This window comes from Campylobacter sp. 110, assembly GCF_002383965.1.
Classification (GTDB): domain Bacteria; phylum Campylobacterota; class Campylobacteria; order Campylobacterales; family Campylobacteraceae; genus Campylobacter_D; species Campylobacter_D coli.
In genome coordinates this window covers 36,200-53,248 of the sequence record NZ_NXBD01000060.1, presented here as the reverse complement: position 1 = coordinate 53,248, position 17,049 = coordinate 36,200, and the positions used below count along the sequence as shown (strand labels likewise).

Annotated in this window: 17 protein-coding genes and 1 pseudogene; 10 read left to right on the top strand and 8 right to left on the bottom strand. The window is 30.6% G+C overall.

Going from position 1 to position 17,049, the window contains the following annotated elements; translation table 11 throughout:
* Nucleotides 1-32 precede the first annotated feature (32 nt).
* The 4 genes and pseudogenes from BGS43_RS09490 to BGS43_RS10285 all read left to right on the top strand — a co-directional run.
* Nucleotides 33-350, top strand: a complete 318-nt coding sequence (locus BGS43_RS09490) for a DUF2325 domain-containing protein (protein ID WP_002777843.1) — start codon at nucleotides 33-35, stop codon at nucleotides 348-350.
* Nucleotides 350-1,045: a hypothetical protein gene (locus BGS43_RS09485; RefSeq protein ID WP_096569569.1), complete on the top strand. Its 696-nt coding sequence runs from the start codon at nucleotides 350-352 to the stop codon at nucleotides 1,043-1,045. Before BGS43_RS09490 ends, BGS43_RS09485 begins: the two co-directional genes overlap by 1 nt.
* The gene (fldA, locus tag BGS43_RS09480) at nucleotides 1,045-1,536 is read left to right on the top strand and encodes a flavodoxin FldA (RefSeq protein ID WP_002777839.1); all 492 of its coding nucleotides are present in this window, start codon (nucleotides 1,045-1,047) and stop codon (nucleotides 1,534-1,536) included. The genes BGS43_RS09485 and fldA overlap by 1 nt, the downstream gene beginning before the upstream one ends.
* A pseudogene (locus BGS43_RS10285) lies at nucleotides 1,503-1,607 on the top strand (alpha/beta hydrolase); the annotation flags it as partial. The gene fldA and the pseudogene BGS43_RS10285, both read left to right, overlap by 34 nt.
* A gap of 91 nt (nucleotides 1,608-1,698) precedes the next feature.
* Here the strand turns inward: BGS43_RS10285 and BGS43_RS09475 are convergent.
* Nucleotides 1,699-3,360, bottom strand: coding sequence for a 4Fe-4S dicluster domain-containing protein (locus BGS43_RS09475; RefSeq protein WP_096569567.1), 1,662 nt, complete (start codon nucleotides 3,358-3,360; stop codon nucleotides 1,699-1,701).
* Nucleotides 3,361-3,429: 69 nt separating this feature from the next.
* On the opposite strand from BGS43_RS09475, the gene selA reads away from it, so the two are divergent.
* From selA to BGS43_RS09455, 4 genes are read left to right on the top strand one after another with little or no spacing between them, the layout of a single operon-like run.
* A complete protein-coding gene (gene selA, locus BGS43_RS09470; RefSeq protein WP_096569564.1) occupies nucleotides 3,430-4,752 on the top strand; it encodes an L-seryl-tRNA(Sec) selenium transferase in 1,323 nt (440 codons plus the stop codon).
* Nucleotides 4,749-6,548: a selenocysteine-specific translation elongation factor gene (selB, locus tag BGS43_RS09465; protein ID WP_096569561.1), complete on the top strand. Its 1,800-nt coding sequence runs from the start codon at nucleotides 4,749-4,751 to the stop codon at nucleotides 6,546-6,548. Before selA ends, selB begins: the two co-directional genes overlap by 4 nt.
* Before the next feature lie 48 nt (nucleotides 6,549-6,596).
* Complete coding sequence (locus tag BGS43_RS09460; protein ID WP_096569559.1) at nucleotides 6,597-7,307, top strand: thioredoxin fold domain-containing protein; 711 nt, start codon at nucleotides 6,597-6,599, stop codon at nucleotides 7,305-7,307.
* Between the two features lie 44 nt (nucleotides 7,308-7,351).
* Nucleotides 7,352-7,834, top strand: a complete 483-nt coding sequence (locus BGS43_RS09455) for a hypothetical protein (protein WP_002810415.1) — start codon at nucleotides 7,352-7,354, stop codon at nucleotides 7,832-7,834.
* A gap of 1 nt (nucleotide 7,835) precedes the next feature.
* On the opposite strand, the gene BGS43_RS09450 is transcribed toward BGS43_RS09455, so the two are convergent.
* Nucleotides 7,836-9,131 carry an MFS transporter gene (locus BGS43_RS09450; protein WP_002825761.1) on the bottom strand — a complete coding sequence of 432 codons (1,296 nt, stop codon included), beginning with the start codon at nucleotides 9,129-9,131 and terminating at the stop codon, nucleotides 7,836-7,838.
* 141 nt (nucleotides 9,132-9,272) lie between these two features.
* Between BGS43_RS09450 and BGS43_RS09445 the strand changes: the two genes are divergently transcribed.
* Complete coding sequence (locus tag BGS43_RS09445; protein ID WP_180753346.1) at nucleotides 9,273-9,638, top strand: hypothetical protein; 366 nt, start codon at nucleotides 9,273-9,275, stop codon at nucleotides 9,636-9,638.
* A 59-nt stretch (nucleotides 9,639-9,697) separates the two neighbouring features.
* Nucleotides 9,698-10,306 (top strand): RdgB/HAM1 family non-canonical purine NTP pyrophosphatase, encoded by a 609-nt coding sequence (gene rdgB, locus BGS43_RS09440; protein ID WP_002825757.1) that lies wholly within the window; start codon nucleotides 9,698-9,700, stop codon nucleotides 10,304-10,306.
* Nucleotides 10,307-10,339: 33 nt separating this feature from the next.
* Here rdgB and BGS43_RS09435 read toward each other — a convergent pair whose 3' ends face one another.
* The 6 genes from BGS43_RS09435 to mqnE are packed head-to-tail and all read right to left on the bottom strand — an operon-like array spanning nucleotide 10,340 to nucleotide 16,974.
* Nucleotides 10,340-12,802, bottom strand: a complete 2,463-nt coding sequence (locus BGS43_RS09435) for an efflux RND transporter permease subunit (RefSeq protein WP_052785154.1) — start codon at nucleotides 12,800-12,802, stop codon at nucleotides 10,340-10,342.
* Nucleotides 12,802-13,371 carry a Tgt2/MlaC family protein gene (locus BGS43_RS09430; protein ID WP_002777812.1) on the bottom strand — a complete coding sequence of 190 codons (570 nt, stop codon included), beginning with the start codon at nucleotides 13,369-13,371 and terminating at the stop codon, nucleotides 12,802-12,804. Before BGS43_RS09430 ends, BGS43_RS09435 begins: the two co-directional genes overlap by 1 nt.
* Before the next feature lie 10 nt (nucleotides 13,372-13,381).
* On the bottom strand, nucleotides 13,382-14,080 hold the full coding sequence (locus BGS43_RS09425; RefSeq protein WP_002825754.1) for an MlaA family lipoprotein: 699 nt from the start codon (nucleotides 14,078-14,080) through the stop codon (nucleotides 13,382-13,384).
* A 40-nt stretch (nucleotides 14,081-14,120) separates the two neighbouring features.
* Nucleotides 14,121-14,564 carry a phosphoribosyltransferase gene (locus tag BGS43_RS09420; protein ID WP_002785706.1) on the bottom strand — a complete coding sequence of 148 codons (444 nt, stop codon included), beginning with the start codon at nucleotides 14,562-14,564 and terminating at the stop codon, nucleotides 14,121-14,123.
* 19 nt (nucleotides 14,565-14,583) lie between these two features.
* Nucleotides 14,584-15,900, bottom strand: coding sequence for an NCS2 family permease (locus BGS43_RS09415; RefSeq protein ID WP_025399188.1), 1,317 nt, complete (start codon nucleotides 15,898-15,900; stop codon nucleotides 14,584-14,586).
* Nucleotides 15,901-15,909: 9 nt separating this feature from the next.
* The gene (mqnE, locus tag BGS43_RS09410; RefSeq protein ID WP_025399187.1) at nucleotides 15,910-16,974 is read right to left on the bottom strand and encodes an aminofutalosine synthase MqnE; all 1,065 of its coding nucleotides are present in this window, start codon (nucleotides 16,972-16,974) and stop codon (nucleotides 15,910-15,912) included.
* Between the last annotated feature and the right edge of the window lie 75 nt (nucleotides 16,975-17,049).

The following is a 17,049-nucleotide window of genomic DNA, read 5'->3' as shown; positions in this document are numbered from 1 at the left end:
TAATTTAAAATAAAAATCACAAAGGAGAGCTTATGTCAGTTTTGGTTATTGGTGCAGATGAAATAACACCTATTAAGGCTGTTTTGTATGATTTAGGTGCAAAAAAAATAGAGCATTGGGATGCGCGCAATGAAAATAGAGTCAATCGCAAACCTATTCCTTGTGATACAGAATGTATAGTAATGCTTACGAGTTTCTTAAATCACAATACTATGAAAAAAATTAAAAACGAGGCTAAAAAACGAAAAATTCCATTAGTTTGCGCAAAAAGAAGCGTAAGTTGCGTGTATTGTGAGTATTGTAAGATATTTAATTTAGATAAAGAATTTTCTTGCTCTAAGGTTGAATAATGCTATTTGGATTTGATGATAAAATAGAATTTATCCCTCGGGTTTATAGTTCTTTGTGCAAGCAAGAGCTTGTCAAAACTTTTTTGATTCAATACAATGCTAGTATTGATAGTGCTTTAAGAATCCCGCTTTCATATGCAAAAAGTGCAAAGGATTTAAAAATGCCTTTTCAAAACTTCTTGCAAGATGTGATACATACGCCTTTTGGCAAGATAAAAAATATCGATAAAAATCTTACTTTGAACATTTCTTATTTTCAAAAAAGAAAGAGTTTGATTTTTAAAACTAAGATATTTCAAAATGTCGATATTTTAAGGCTTTTAAGGGCTTATTTTAGAGGAATTTGTTTTGATGCGCAAGTTTTATTTGATTTTTATGTATATGATAAAATTTCTCATCAAAATCAAAATCGAAGCATTATTCAAAATGATAATTTGATTATCATAGATAATAAAATTGCCGTTTTACCTCTTTGCAAGGAAGTGGATCTTCAAAATTTAAATATCGATAACGAAATTCAAAAAATATCTAAATTTATATATCAAAATCAATTTGAACAAATCTACATAGTTTGTCCGCGTAACAAAAAATTCACACATTTTATTCAAATAAAACATTTTTTATGCGATTTAAATAAAACTATGTTAAAATTAGTTCCGTATTCAATAACAAATAAACTTATAAGGAGAAAATAATGTCAGTAGCAGTAATTTATGGAAGTGCTATGGGAAATACAGAAGGAGCAGCAAATACAATCGCTTCAAAATTAGGAATTAGTGATGTTTTAAATGTTGCAGATATTGATGCAGCTAAAATTAATTCTTATGATAAATTAATTTGTGGAACTTCTACTTGGGGAAGTGGTGATTTACAAGATGATTGGGATGGTTTTGATTTTTCAGGTCTTAGCCTTGGTGGAAAAACTGTAGCTGTATTTGGAATGGGTGATAGTGAAAGCTATTCAGACACTTTCTGCGGCGGTATGGGAAAACTTGCAGAAAATTTAAAAAATGCAGGCGCAAATTTAGTAGGTGAAGTTTCAACTGATGGCTATACATTTGAATCAAGCGATGCAGTTGTTGATGGAAAATTTGTAGGTCTTGCACTTGATAATGACAATCAAGAAGATCAAACTGAAGCAAGAATTGACGCTTGGGTAGAACAAATCAAAGCTCATTTTGCTTAATTTTTAAAAATATCGGCTTTCTTTGCCGATATTTCAGTATATTTTTAATTATTCTACTTTTTTCAAAACCTGCTTAGAAAGATAAAAGACTGCTTTTTATATAGAAGAAGATTTGAAATTTATACACCATTAAAATATTAAATTCGCACTCAAAAATCGATTTTATCTTTTTTGCATGGCAAGCATCATCACCTTTGCTTTGCAATCTGCACAGCAATAAAGAGTTTTTATCTTGCTCTCGTCATTACCAAATTTAGGTTTCATTAAATTTGCAATTTTTTCTACCGCTTTTTTGGTAGCAAATTCTTTTCCGCATTCTACACAAGCAAAAAGTTCATCTTTTGCCATGGTTTGGTATTTAAAATAACTTGGATTAAATTCCATTCCACTACGCGTAAGTTTTAGAGTATCTTTTTCGGCACAACTTACTTCGCAGTATCCACAGGTGGTACATAATGAAGCATTAAATTTGAGTGCATTTTCTTTAGTATCGGCAATCAAAGCTCCTACATTACAGGCTCCTACGCAAGAAAGACAGAGAGTACAGGTGTTTGCATTGATTTCTATTTTTCCATATCTTAACCATTCACCACTTTCTTTTAGACCAAAATCATCATTTTGGATCAAATTTTGCATTCTTTTGGCAAAATTTTCTCTAGTAGTAAGAGTGTTATTGTGAAAATCAAAACTTAAATTTTCTATAAATTCTTGCTTTCCTAAAGCATTTTGCAATTCTTTTTCATCTTTAGCGGTAAAAATAGCTTCTTTTTGAAATTTTCTTTCAAAAAAAGTATTTAAAAGATCTATTGCTTCAGCACTTCCTCGTGAAATAAAATCCGTGTAAAAAACCAAATTTGCACCACTGCTTTGCAAAAGAGTTAGAAAATGCATAGAAGAAAGCCACTTTTCACCTTCTATCATAAAAGGCAAAACATCTTTGGGTAGCTTTATATTTAAATTTTCTAAAGACATTTTTTTAGGTATGATTAAAATCTTTTTTTCTTTATAAAATTCACAAAGTTCAAAAAAACTTTCCCTAGGCATGGGTGCATAATCAAGCGAACCACTAGGGCACACGCTGATACAGCCTCCACAGCCTAGGCAATCTACTTGAGAAAATTCTAAATGCTTGTTTTCATCATCTTTTAAAATAGCTATCGTAGGGCAAATTTCAGCACACTTTGCGCAATGCTCACTGCGTCTTTCGTGGTATTGACATACGCTAGAATCATAGGTAATATAGGTTTTGTATGTGTATTTTGGGCTTTTATCTTGTAAAAATTTCAGTAAACTTTCTTGATTTTTAAAATTGCTAATATTATAACAGCCACTTTGTCTTGTAAAATCCTTGCGAATGTCATTAGAATTTGTATTAAAAAGTAAAATATCAAAATCAATTTCTACTTCTTCTCCTTGATTTAAAATCACAACACAAAGCTCGCCTATGCTGCCAAATACTGCTAGAATTTCTTCATTTTTTAAGCTTATGATTTTAAAGTTTTGTTTTTTTAAAAAATCAGCCATAGTATCATCAGAATCTACCAAAATAATGCGGTTTTTTACTTCTTTGTTTTGTTCTAAATCAAGCCCTAAATCATAGACATTTGCCCTAGCTTCATAAAGTTTTAATATATTTTTACTTTTTTCTAAAATTTCATCTTGTGAACTTTTAAGATAAAAATTGATTTCTGGAGCATAAATTTGTGCTTTTTGTGCTTTTTCATTAGAAATTAAAACTTCTTCATCTTTGCAATTTTCCCAAATATTTATCTCATCGGGCAAGGGAATAAGATTTTCATTTTGTATGAAAACAAAGTCTTTCATTGATTTTCCTTGATGGTCAATTTGCCAAATTCTATGGTAAAATAACCAAATATTTTCTTAAGGCTTAAGATGAACAAATTTAGAACTTTTCCACAAATTGGAAGCTTGATTGATGATGAGAGTTTAAAAGAATATCCTTTTTATTTAAGATCTTATTTTTGCAAAAGTGTTGTCGCTAAACTCAAGGCGAATATAAGCGAAGATTTGCTAGATAAAAATACTATTTTAGAAAAAATACAGCAAGAAATTCAAAAACATTTACGCAAAGATTTACAAAGTGTTATTAATGCTACGGGTGTGGTTATTCATACAAATTTGGGGCGTAGTGTTATTGATGAGAGTATTTTTGAAAAATCCAAAGATGTGCTTTGTAATTATGCTAATATCGAATTTGACTTAGAAAGCGGTAAAAGAGGAAGTCGCTATACCTTGGTGCTTGAAAAACTTAAAATGCTTTTTGAATGCGAAGACGCTTTGGTTGTAAATAATAACGCTGCAGCAGTTTTTTTGGTACTTCATTCTCTTTGTTTTGACAAAGAACTTGTAACTTCAAGGGGTGAGCTTGTTGAAATTGGCGGAAGTTTTCGTGTGAGTGAAGTGATTAAAGCTGCAGGAGTAAAGCTTTGTGAAGTAGGTACGAGCAATAAAACGCATTTAAAAGATTATGAAAAAGCTATAAACGAAAATACTAAAATGCTTTTAAAAACCCATAAATCTAATTTTGCTTTGATTGGTTTTCATAGCGAGGTTGGCATCAAGGATTTAGGAAATTTGGCAAAAGAAAAAGGACTTTTGAGTTATTATGATTTAGGTTCGGGTTGGTGTGAGAATTTAAATCCAAAACTGATAAAAAATGAGCCTAAAGTCAAAGATTTGATAAAGCATTGCGATATTTTGAGCTTTAGTGGGGATAAGCTTTTTGGTAGTGTGCAAGCTGGAATTATACTGGGTAAAAAAGAATTGATTGATAAAATTAAAGAAAATCAACTGCTAAGAATGCTAAGAGTAGATAAAATCACACTTGCTTTGTTAAATGAAAGTCTTAAGGCTTATCTTGAAAAAGATTATGAAAAAATCACAAGTTTAAAGCTTTTAAATGACGAAATCACTCATATTAAAGAAAAAGCTTTAAGGGTACAAAATGAAATTCAGATTAAAAGTGAATTGAAAATGAGTAAAAGTTTAGTAGGGGGTGGTTCTATGCCTGATAAAACTTTAGAAACTTATGTTTTAGCTTTTAATGGCAATGCTTTAAAATTGCAAGAAAAATTTAGAGCAAAAAATATCATAGGTCGCATAGAAAATGAAGCTTTTGTGCTGGATTTTAGGACAATTAGAGAAAAAGATTTATCAAAATTAATTCAAATTATCAATACTATGGAAAATTTATGAATTCACTACTAATCGGTACTGCAGGGCATATTGATCATGGAAAAACTTCTTTGATTAAAGTTATAAATGGTTTTGAAGGAGATAGTTTAAAAGAGGAAAAAGAAAGACAAATTACCATTAATTTAAGTTTTTCTAATTTAAACTATAAGCAAAAACACCTTTCTTTTATCGATGTGCCAGGTCATAAAGACTTGGTTAAAACGATGATAAGCGGGGCTTTTGGTTTTAGTGCTTGTTTGTTTGTAGTTGATATCAATGAGGGCTTAAAAGAACAAAGTATAGAGCATTTAGAAGTACTTGAACTTTTAGGTGTCAAAGATATTATCTTGGTGTTTAGCAAATGTGATTTATGTGAAAATCCTAAGGAACAAGAGCAAAAAATTCTAAATTCACTTGAGTTTATGCCTATGAAAGTGTTTCACACTTCAATAAAGGATCAAGAGAGCATTGAGTGCTTAAAAAATTATCTTTTAAATTTAGAGTGTAAGAGTGCTAATGAAAATCTTGTTTTTCGTTATTATATCGATAGGGTTTTTTCTTTAAAAGGTATAGGAACTATAGTTACTGGAAGCCTTAATGAGGGCAAAATTTCCCTCAATGAAAAAATCATTTGTCTTGATAATCAAAAAGAACTTGTGGTTAAAAACATACAAAATCACGAAAGTAATTTTGATGAAATTTCAGCCTTTAATCGTGTGGCTTTGAGCTTAAATTGTGATTATAAAGAATTAAAAAAAGGCTATGTTTTAAGTAAAAAAGGTTTTTTTAAGGGTTTTAAAGAATGCGATGTTTTGATTAAGGCTAAAACATTAAAAAATGAAAAAATGCTTTTTTGCGTGGGTACAAAAAGTATAGAGTGCAAGATAAGTATTTTAAAAGAGCTAGAAAATAATGAATTTTTTGCCCATCTTGAATTTGAAAAAAATCTTTTTTTATGTTTTAATGAAAAATTTATTTTATTGCAAAATAATCGTGTTGTGGGCGGAGGAGAGGTTTTAAATCCTGTGAGTGAGCCTTTGAAAAAGGAGCAAAAAAACAAATTTTTAATGCTTTTGAAAAATAAAGAATTAAAAAAAGCTTTTGAATTTCTAAAAAATACGCATAAATATGGCTTTGGCTTGCTTTCAAGTTATCAAAGATTTAAGTTAAGTCATGAAGAAGCTTTGAATTTAGCCAAAGAATTAAATGGAGTTTTTATAGATGAAAAAAATCTTAATATTTATAATCTCTTAGCCCTAGATGAGCTTAAAAAATTCATTTCTTTTATACTTGAAAAAAATCCTTATGCCATGCTTTCAGCAAGCTCTTTAGCTCTAAGACTTCCTTGGGCTAGTGCGGAATTTTGTGAATTTGGTCTTCAAAATCTATCAAATTTACTTGAATTTGAAAAGGGAGTGTATTTTAAAAAAGGAATTGATTATGAAAAGCTTAGGGAAAAAAACAACGATGAGCTATACAATATACTTAAAAAACAAGGCATAAAACCTCAAGCACCTTATAATTTATACGAATTTTTAGAATTAGACAGAAAAAGTGGAGATGAAATTTTAAAAAAACTTACCAAGCAAAATCGCGTTATAAGACTTTCTCATAATCTTTTTGTAGAAAAAAATGCCTTAGATAAGCTTATGCAAGAGTGCCTAGAAATTTTAAAGAGTCAAAGCCTTGATGTACAAAGTATGAAAGAGCGTTTTAATCTTTCAAGAAAATACGCCATAGCTTATTTAGAATACCTTGATAAAGATGAGAGAGTACAAAAAAAAGATGAAAAAAGATTTTTAAAAACAAATATTTAGAATATCATTATAAAATAAAATCTTAATATTTGATTTTAAGGAAAATAAATGAAAAAAATAAGTTTAATCCTTGCTTGCTCAATGTCTTTATTTGCTGCTAGCAATTCTGAAATCAGCGATTTTTACTCTAAAAGTATTAAAGCGCAATTTCCAAATGCAACAGTGAGTGTAGGCAATCGCCAAAAGGTTGGAAATACAGGCTTTGAAAGTGTGATTGTTACGATAGAACTTGAAGGGCAAAAACAAGAGCAAATTCTTTTTACAAAAGACAATCTTATCGTTCCTGATATTATTGATTTAAAAACTAGAACTTCTTATGCTCAAGAATATGAAATGAAAAAATTCCAAGAGGCTAGGGCAAATTTTGCTAAAAATGCCAAACCTGTAGCAGAAAAAGAAACAATGCTTATAGCTTTAGGCGATAAAAGCAAACCCGCTATTTATGTATTTTCAGATCCAGAATGTCCTTATTGTAGAGATCATTTGGCACAGATTAAAGATGAGCTTAAAAATTATCAAGTCAATTATATCTTAACCCCAGTGCATGGTAAATCAGCTTTTGAAAAATCAGCATTGATTTACAAAGAGAGTAAAAAAGCTAAGAGTGATGATGAGAAAATAGCTATTTTAAATAAATACTATGACGCAAATATCAATTCTTATCCAAAGGTGAGCGATAGCGAGTTAAAAGAAGTATTTTCTCTTTATGAAAAATATCGTTCTTTAGGCCTTAGTGCTACTCCAACCATCATCAAATAATGAGAAAAATTCGTCTAATTTCAGTTTTATTTCTAGCACTCTTTTTGAGTGCTTGCGCAAAGCCTGCCTTTGTTCAAAGCTCTATACAAACAAGCAATGAAGGCATTTTTTTAAAGGCTAAACAAGGGCAAAGTTTTAGTATCACTTTGCAAAATCCAAGCAAAATTCAAAGTACTCTAAAAGATGAATTAGCTTTAAGACTTAAAAATTTAGGATTAAAAGAAGTATCTTTGAATGCCGATTATGAAATTTTGATTAATCTTGTAGATTTTAAAAAGCATTCCTACGCTCAAAGAATTACAAGTTCGGGAAGATTTTTTTATGATTTTGATCCTTTTGAAAATAATGGGGAATGGTATATTGAAAATTATTATACCATGCAAGTAAATATACAAATTGGCTCTAAAAATACTCTGCAAAAAACGAGTTTGTTTACTCGCACAGCTTATCTTAGTGATAAAAAGCGTTGTCAGCTTTCCTTAGAAAATAAAATTATAGATCAAATTTCAAGCTTTTTTTATTTTTGATTTAAATTTTACTTTCTAATTCTTCTTTATTTGTTAGCTTGCTATCAAATTTAATGACTAGATTTTTTGAGTTTTTGTATATATCTACAACGCCTAAATTTTTACCAAATTCGCTCAAATTTAAAGTCGTTTCTAAAGGCAAATAAATATTTTTAAATTCAGAAGGATTTTTTAAATATAACAAAGCTATAAACCAAACAATAGACAAAATCACTAAAATAATAGCCAGTAATTCTAATTTATTAAGATGTAAAAATATACCTCCTATTATACCTCCTATAAAACTTCCACCATATCCAAAAGCATTAAAAAGTCCTAAAGCTGCGCCTTTTTCATGTACTTTGCAAAATTTAGAAGCACAGCTTTGCATAATGGGCTCGTGCAAGTTAAAACCTATAAAAAATATCACAACCGCAACGATAAAGAAAGTAATTGTGCTAGAAAAAACAAAAAAGATATAAGAAAGGATAAAAAAAGCTATCCCTAAAAGTAAAATTTGCTTTGCTAAGCCTCTTTTTTCGCCTAAACTTCCTGAAAATCCCATGGCGATAAAGCCTGCTATCATAGATGCTGTATAAACAATCCAAAGTTTATGTTCATCAAAGCCTAAATGTTTTACTAAAATGATAGGAATGCTTAAAAACGCTATACTCATAAGCATTTTTTGCATGAAATTAGTAAAATTCATTAGGGTTAAATTTTTTTGTTTAATAAGATGAAAAAAAGGAGTTTTGGTATTTTCATGAGTGATTTTATTTTCTTTTGGAACGACGGTATAAAGCAAGATAATACACAAAAGCGATAAAACAGCACTAAGATCAAAAAGACTAGAAAGCCCCCATTTAGCACTCATTAAAGGCGAGATTACCATAGAAGCTGCAAAAGATAGTCCTATAAAAGATCCCATTATCGCCATAGCTTTACCGCGATTTTCTTCAGTGATAAAATCACTAATCATTGCTGTAGCTACTGCACCAATAGCCCCTGCACCTTGAAGCATTCTGCCTATTAGCATTGTATAAATATTATCAGCCCAAGAGCAGATTAAAGAGCCTATGATAAAGATAATCAGTCCTATAAGCATGGTTTTTTTGCGTCCAATTTTATCACTTAGTATTCCAAAAGGCATTTGTAAGGCCATTTGAGTTAGAGCATAAACACCCACTAGAAGTCCTACTAAAAATTCATTTGCACCCTGGAGTTCAAGAGCATAAAAGCTAAGCACAGGCAAAACTATAAAAAGTCCAAAAAATCTTGTTCCAACGATAAAAGATAGGGGTAAGACATTATTTAGCATTATTTGGTTTCCTAAAAATCTTAAATTTTACAAAAAGAGATAATTTTACTATGAATTATATTAAGGATTGTTAAGTTTTTTATTTTATCTTTTTAAAAGGCTTAAAAAAGTAAGATTTTAATTTTTTAAAAGGATGGGTTTATGAATCGTTTTCAAACTTTTTCTTTGGCAATGAAAGGTAAAGTAAATATAGAGCTGCTGGCAGCTTATAAAGATAAAATTGAAACTTTAAGCGATGAAACATTGTTTCGTTTTTGTTATTTAGAATTGAAAAATCCTATTATAGGGCTTATTTTAGGCGTAGCACCTGCTTTTATTTTATCAGGGCTTACTTCTGATCGTTTTTATAAAGGGGATATGGGGCTTGGTTTTGCAAAAATGGCAATGTGGGCTTTTATTTTTATAGGTTTACTTATTGCAGGTTTTTTTGATTCATCTTCTATGCTTGTAGTATGGATTTTTAATATCGTCGCTCTTTTTATATGGAATATACTTGATTTTTCTTAGTTTGGCAAGGGATGAAAATGATAATTTAGCGAAAATAATTCAATTTTTGGAGCAAGATAATGAAAATTTTATTAGCAACAAGCAATAAACACAAAGTTATAGAATTAAAAGAACTTTTAAAAGAATTTGAAATTTATGCCTTTGATGAAATTCTAACCACCTTTGAAATAGAAGAAAATGGCAATAGTTTTAAAGAAAATGCTCTTATAAAAGCAAGAGCGGTTTTTAATGCTTTGGATGAAAATCAAAAAAATGAATTTATTGTTTTAAGCGATGATAGCGGAATTTGTGTCGATGTTTTGGGCGGTAAGCCAGGAATTTATTCTGCGCGTTTTAGTGGTAAGGGAGATGATAAAAGCAATCGTGATGAGCTTGTAAAACAAATGAGAGTTTTGGGCTTTGAAAAAAGTAAGGCTCATTATGTAGCTGCTATCGCTTTGGTAAGCTTAGAGGGTGAATGGACAATGCATGGAACCATGCACGGACATGTAATTAACACAGAAAGAGGTGAAAATGGCTTTGGCTATGATAGCCTTTTTATCCCTAAAGGCTTTGATAAAACTTTAGCAGAACTTAGCCATAATGAAAAAAACCAACTTTCGCATCGTTTTAAAGCTTTGGAACTTGCAAGGATTGTTTTAAAAGTTTTAAATAAAGGAAAAGGGTGAGAAATTTTATCAAGTATATTTTAGTGGTTGTATTTATTTATGCGCTTTATGCGGGTTTAAAGCTTTGGTTTTCTTAGTATAAATTGTAACCAAAAGACTTGGAAGCAAAAATAAGCTTCCACTTAAAAGTAAAATCATCACAAATACAGTTAAAACTCCAAAATAAATCGTAGGAATAAAATTGCTACTCATCATAACGCTAAAACCTAAAACTATACCAATGGTTGTATAATAAAGTGCCGATCCTATGCTAAGATGTGAAGCTAAAATCGCTTCTTCTACGCTTTTGGTTTTAATCTCTTCTTTAAAACGATAGATATAATGTATGGTATCATCCACGCCTATGCCTATGGCTATAGCAGCTATGGTAATACTCATCATATCTAAAGGTATGCCTAAAATTCCCATAAGGGCAAAAACCATACTTAAAGGAATGATATTAACCAGTAGGGCGATAATTGAAAATTTCAAACTTCTAAAAATAACGATAAACAATACAAAGATAACCAAGATAACAAAAATAAGCGTATCAAATTGTGATGAAAAAAGGCTTTGAAGCATATTATTATAAAGTAGCATAATGCCTGTAATTTGAATTTCCACACCATCATTTTTTAAAAGTGTTTCGAGCTCTTGCTTGAGGTTTGTTAAAAACTCATTACGCCTTAGTTTTGGATCAGAATCTATAATGCGTATGCTAAATCTTAACTCGTTTTCTTCTATATTGACAAAGGGTGAAAGAAGTTCTTGCTTAAGTTCTGGGGGTAAATTTTCGTTTAAAAATGCAAGAGTAAAATCATCTAAATCCTTGCCATCATTGATATTTTTTCCTAGACTTAAAAGGCTATTAAGACTTAAAACCGAACCTATGAATTCTTTATTTTCTAAAAATTCATGCACCTTTTTAGCAATACGCGTTTTTTGAGAATTGAACCAATAAGTATCCTTTGTCGCTAGAGCATCAAATTCGCTTTCAAAGCTATCAAATACATCATTTAAACTAGGGTTGTTTTTATTATCAGGAAAACGAATGATAATATCCAAAGGCAGGGTTCCGCCTAAATTTTTATCAATAACCAATAAGCCTTTTTTGATTTCACTTCCATCTTTAAAATAATTTACAAAAGAATTTTCAACCCTTAGTTTAGAAATTCCTATTAGAGCCAAGATAATAGTAGTAATAGAGAGTATGTATATAATAGAGCGTTTTTTAGGATCTAGACTTGTCTTGGCGCAAAAAGCTAAGAAATTAAATTTAAATTCTTTTTTGTAGTATTTTTTTGGTTTAAGAAGTACCAAAGCACTTGCTAAAAACAAATAGCTAAAAATAAGTGCAAGCCCTATGCCTATACTCATCATAATACCAAGTTTTATAATAGGTTCTATATTTGAAAGCATGAGAGAGAAAAAGCCTATCATGGTGGTAATAATGGCATAAAAACTAGGATTTGCTTTTACAAGTAGGGTTTGAAGTACAAGGCGTTGAATTTTAGCTTTTGGATAAAGCTTGCTAATTTCTATAAAATGTGTGATGAGGTGGATAACTACGCTTAGAGTGATGATTAGGACTAAGGCGACATAGTTTGAAGAAATAACCGTGATTTGAAAATTTAAAAGAGCAAAAACGCCACTTGCCGCACTTAAACTTATAAAACAAATAAAGAGAGGTAAAAATACAAAACGCCACGCACGAAAAAAGCAATAAAGTGCACATGCTAATAAAAATACAAGAGAAATTCCATAGAGCATGAGATCAGATTTTATATAAGTTATCATATCATCAGCGATCATACTCACCCCGCCAAGATAGAATCTATCCTCATTTTTTTCATATTTTTTGATGATATTTTTGATTGCATCTAAGCCTTGTTTTGTAATGATTTTTTGTTGTTCTTGGTGTTTTTTAATTGCTAAGCGAATTTGCTCTTTTTTATTCTCATCTGTGCTAAGATCGCGTTTTTCTATGAGTTCATTATAGATTGTATCGGGTTTAAGATAGGTGATAAGTCCTGTTGTTTTGCCATCTTTTGAAATGATATTGTTTTTATAAAAAGGACTGTTTAAAATTTCATTTTGAGCTTTGGTGAGGTTAATATCCTTGCTTTGTATATTGGGAATATTTTTTAAAAGTTCTTTTAAGTCTGTATGTTCTGAACTTTGGAGCAAAGGAGCATTGATAATGCTAAAAACACGCTCGACTAATGAAACTTGTTCTAATTCTTGATGAAGCTCTTTTAATTTGTTTAAATTTTTACCTGAAAAAGGGTTTTCATCTTCAGGTTTAAAAGCTAAAAGTAAAAAATTATCACTTTTATAATGTTTAGAAAGTTCTCTAAAAATTTTTAAATCTTTATCATCCTCTAAAAGCAAGCTTTCAGCACTTGCATCTACGCTTAATTTAGAAGCGAAAAAGCTTAAAAATAAGCATATAAAAAGAGTAGCAAAAAAAGTACTTTTCGGATGATAAATAAAAATTTTTAAGAATTTCGCAAACATTATTCTATGGTTATATTCTCAAGTTTCTGAAGTAGAGTATCAAAATCTTGGTTTGCTAAAATATCCCCAAATTGAGATCTATAGGTTTGAACTATACTAACACCCAAAACATCGATATCGTAGATAAGCCAATCATTATTATTGTTATAAAATTTAAAGATGATATTTTTTTCTTCCCCATCTACTATCATCGAAGAGGTTAAAAAATATCGTTTTGCGTTTTTTAATTCTCCATTTTTTACCATTAAAACTTGATCCTTATAAAGATCGAGTTTATCTGTAAAGCTTTTTTTAAGGCTTGCCTCAAAAGCACTAGCAAATTTTTCTTGTTCTTTAGGGTTTAATTTAGCATAATCTTTAGAAAGGCTCAGTTGAGCCATGAGTTTATAATCAATTATATGATCAAAAATTAGAAAAATTCCATCAGCAGCTTGTTTTTTATCTTCTTTGTTGTTTTGTAGAAGTTGTAGGCTTTTATTGATATTTTTTTGCATGGTATTAGAAATTTCATCTAATTGTAAGGCAAAAATATTTAAAGATAAAGCTAGAATTAAAAATATTTTTTTCATTTTTTTTCCTTTATTTGCTAAGTTCATTGCGTCTTTGCTCGTAAGCATCGCGTATAAACGGATATAAGTTAGGAGTATTATAATAAATCTCATCAATCTCATCAAGTCTAAAGCTAAGTTCATTTCCAAAACCATAGGCACTTATAGCTATGCTTGCCCAAGTAGGATCGATATAAGCTGTTGGGCTTGCATACCAAGTTGCAGGTAGGGTTAATGTATCTCTTAAATTGCTAGGTCCAAGTATGGGCAAAACGATATGAAAACCGCTTCCCACTCCCCAATGCGCTAAAACAGTTCCTAAATCAGCAGGGTGTTTTTTAAGTCCCATTTTACTTGCAGGATCCATAATCCCACCAAAACCCATAATGGTATTAGCACTAAATCTTTTAAATTCTTCTCCTGCTTCTTCAAATTTAAATTGCAAGACATTGCCTACAAAGCGTAGGGGTGCAAATAAATTATCAAAAAAATTTCTTACGCCCGTGCGAATAAATTCAGGAGTGATAGCATTGTAGCCTTTAAGAATAGGACGAAGGCTATAATTATACAAAGCTACATTAAAGCTTGTCATTGCTTTATTGTACCCATAAAGTGGGTCATTTACTTTATAGCTTTGATACTCTTCTTCAAAATCATTTAAATCAAGCTCATTTGCAAAAGCAAAGATTGTACTAAAGAGTAAAATACAGGATATTAATTTTAATTTCAAATAAAACTCCTAAGATTAAAAGCCGTTATTATAGCAGATTCTAATCAATATGAATATCCCAGTAAAATTCAACCCATTCTTTAGCTTCTTTTACCTTAAATTCGGGTTCTAAAAGTGCAGTTTTTTTATAAAAAATCGTAGCAACTTTAAGTTCTATATGTGGAAATTTTTCAAGTAAAACCTTTTTAATTTCAGCCAAACTTTCCCCACTATCTACAATATCATCAATGAGTAGAATTTTTTTGTACTTGCTAAGATCAGGAATATTAAAAATCTCAATAGTATCAAGTTTTTTTGTATCATCATAGTGGATAGAATTTAGAGCAAAAAGCTTGCGTGTTTGAAGAGCAACTGCTAAAGAATGTCCTAAACTCATTCCTCCTCTTGCTATGGCTAAAAGTGCATCAGGATTAAAATCTTCTTTGATTTCTTTAGCCAAAATTTTTACATCTTCTTTAAATTCTTCATAAGAATAAAAAATCATTTTTGTCCCCCTTTTTTTATTACAAAGCAATGAGTAAGAAATTTCCTAAGGAAATTAAGCTTAAGACTATAATACCAAGATTAATCTTATCCCATTCTCTCTTAAAAATTCGAACCAATAAATAAGAAAGAAAACCAAAGGCAAAACCTGTGGTAATCGAATAAGTAAAAGGCATCATAATGATAGTAAAAAAGCTAGCTACTGCAATAGCACTGTCTTTAAAGTCTATATTTTTAACTTCCATAAACATTAAAATTCCTACCATTACAAGTACAGGATATATAGCATTTGCAGGAATAGCTTTAAAAAGTGGGAGCAAAAAAAGTGTGAAAGCAAAGCAAATAGCCACAACTAAAGCGGTAAGTCCTGTTCTACCTCCACTTTCAACCCCTGTTGTACTTTCTACAAAAGCAGTTACAGTCGAAGTTCCACCTAGTGCACCTAGAGCTGAACCTGTAGCATCTGCCATAAGGGTTTTACCTAGTTTTTTCTCTCCATTTTTTGCATCATCAAAAATTTTACCCCTCTCGCCTATACCCGTGATAGTGCCTATGCTATCAAAAAGTTGAGTAATAAAAAAAGTAAGGATAATAGGTATCATAGTGATATTTAAAGCACTTTTGATATCAAGTTCTAAAAAAATAGCTCCTAAGCCATTGTCACTACTAAAATTAGGTAAAGAAAGGATTTGCTCAGGAAAACTTGCATTATCAATCCCAAAAATCCAAGCTATAATAGAGCTTATTAAAACTCCTAAAATAAAAGCCCCTCTTAGTTTTATAGCCCAAAAAAATACAATTAAAATGAGGGTAAAAATTCCAAAAAGCACATGGGGATTTTTAAAATTTCCTATGCTGACTAAAGTATCTTTATTTGGCGTTATAATGCCCATTTGACTTAAGCCTAAAAAAGCGATAAAGCATCCAATCCCTGCACAAATGGCTAAGCGCAAATCTTTAGGTATATTGCGTATAACCCAAAGGCGAAAGGGGGTAAAAGAAAGGATTAGAAAAATAATACTTGAGATAAAGACTGCCCCTAAGGCACTTTGCCATGGTATTTTTTGTCCTAAGCAAACTGCAAAAGTAAAATAAGCATTCAAACCCATTCCAACACTCATGGCTACTGGAGTATTAGCAAAAAAGGCATTAAAAGCAGTTGCAATAATAGTAATTAAAGCAGTTGCAGTAATTAAAGCTTCTATCGGCATGCCTGTATTGCTTACTATGCTTGAATTTACAGGAATGATATAAACCATGGCTAAAAAAGCTGTTAATCCTGCTACAACTTCGGTTCGAACATTGGTACCATTTTCTTTGAGTTTAAAAAAATCCATTTTTAATCCTTAGTAGGTTTTTAGTTCATTATATAAACTATCGCGCTCTACAGGAGTTAAATTTGCTGTTTTTATCATTTCTATAAAGGTTTTTAGATTGGTACCCTTAGCAGATTTTGCTCCTCCTGCACTTTGTATACTTTCTTTTTCTATAGTGCCGTCTAAATCATTAGCTCCAAATTCTTGTGCTACCATGGCTAAATTTAAAGTCATTGTTGCCCAATAAGCTTTGATATTTTTGATATTATCAAGCACTAAACGAGAAATGGCAATGGTTTTTAAAATTTCTTCACTATCCATGATTTTATCAGTTTGTATAAAGCTATTATCCCTTTGCCAAACTAGAGGGATAAAAGCATTAAATCCACCGGTTTGATCTTGAAGATCACGCAGTCTTAACATATGATCGATCCTGTGATGTCTTTCTTCTATATGTCCAAAAAGCATGGTAGCATTACTTTGCTTGCTTTTTTCATGCCAAAGTTTATGAATTTTAAGCCAATTTTCACTGCTAACTTTTCCATGACAAATTTTCTTACGCACTTCTTCATCAAAAATTTCAGCTCCACCGCCTGGCATGGAATCAACGCCGTATTCAAGCATTTTTTCTATCACTTCTTCATAACTCATTTTAAAACGACGATGTAAAAAATCAATTTCAGCAGCAGTCATAGCTTTTACATGAAGATTAGGATATTTTTCTTTTATCATTTTAAAAATTTCTAAATACCATTGCCAACTTGTGTCTTTATTGTGAGCTGAAACGATATGCACTTCTTTGGTTTCTCGTTTTACAGTTTCATCGACGATTTTCATGATTTCTTCATGAGTCATCAAATAAGGATTAGGATTTTTTCGGTGCGCTGAAAAAGCACAAAATTTACATGTATCTGCGCAAATATTTGTAGGATTTATATGGCGATTTATATTAAAATACACCTTTTTTCCATGAAGCTTAGTGCGTTTTTTTTGTGCGAATTTAGCTAAGGTAAAAAGATCTAAATCCCATAGAGCATTTGCTTCATTTTCATTTAATCTTTCTTCATTTTCTAGTTTTTCAAGTAGATTTTTCATTGATTTTCACTTCTATAAATTTTTAGAATTTTTGAAAAAACATTATAAATTTTGCTTACTGAAAAAGAGTTTATA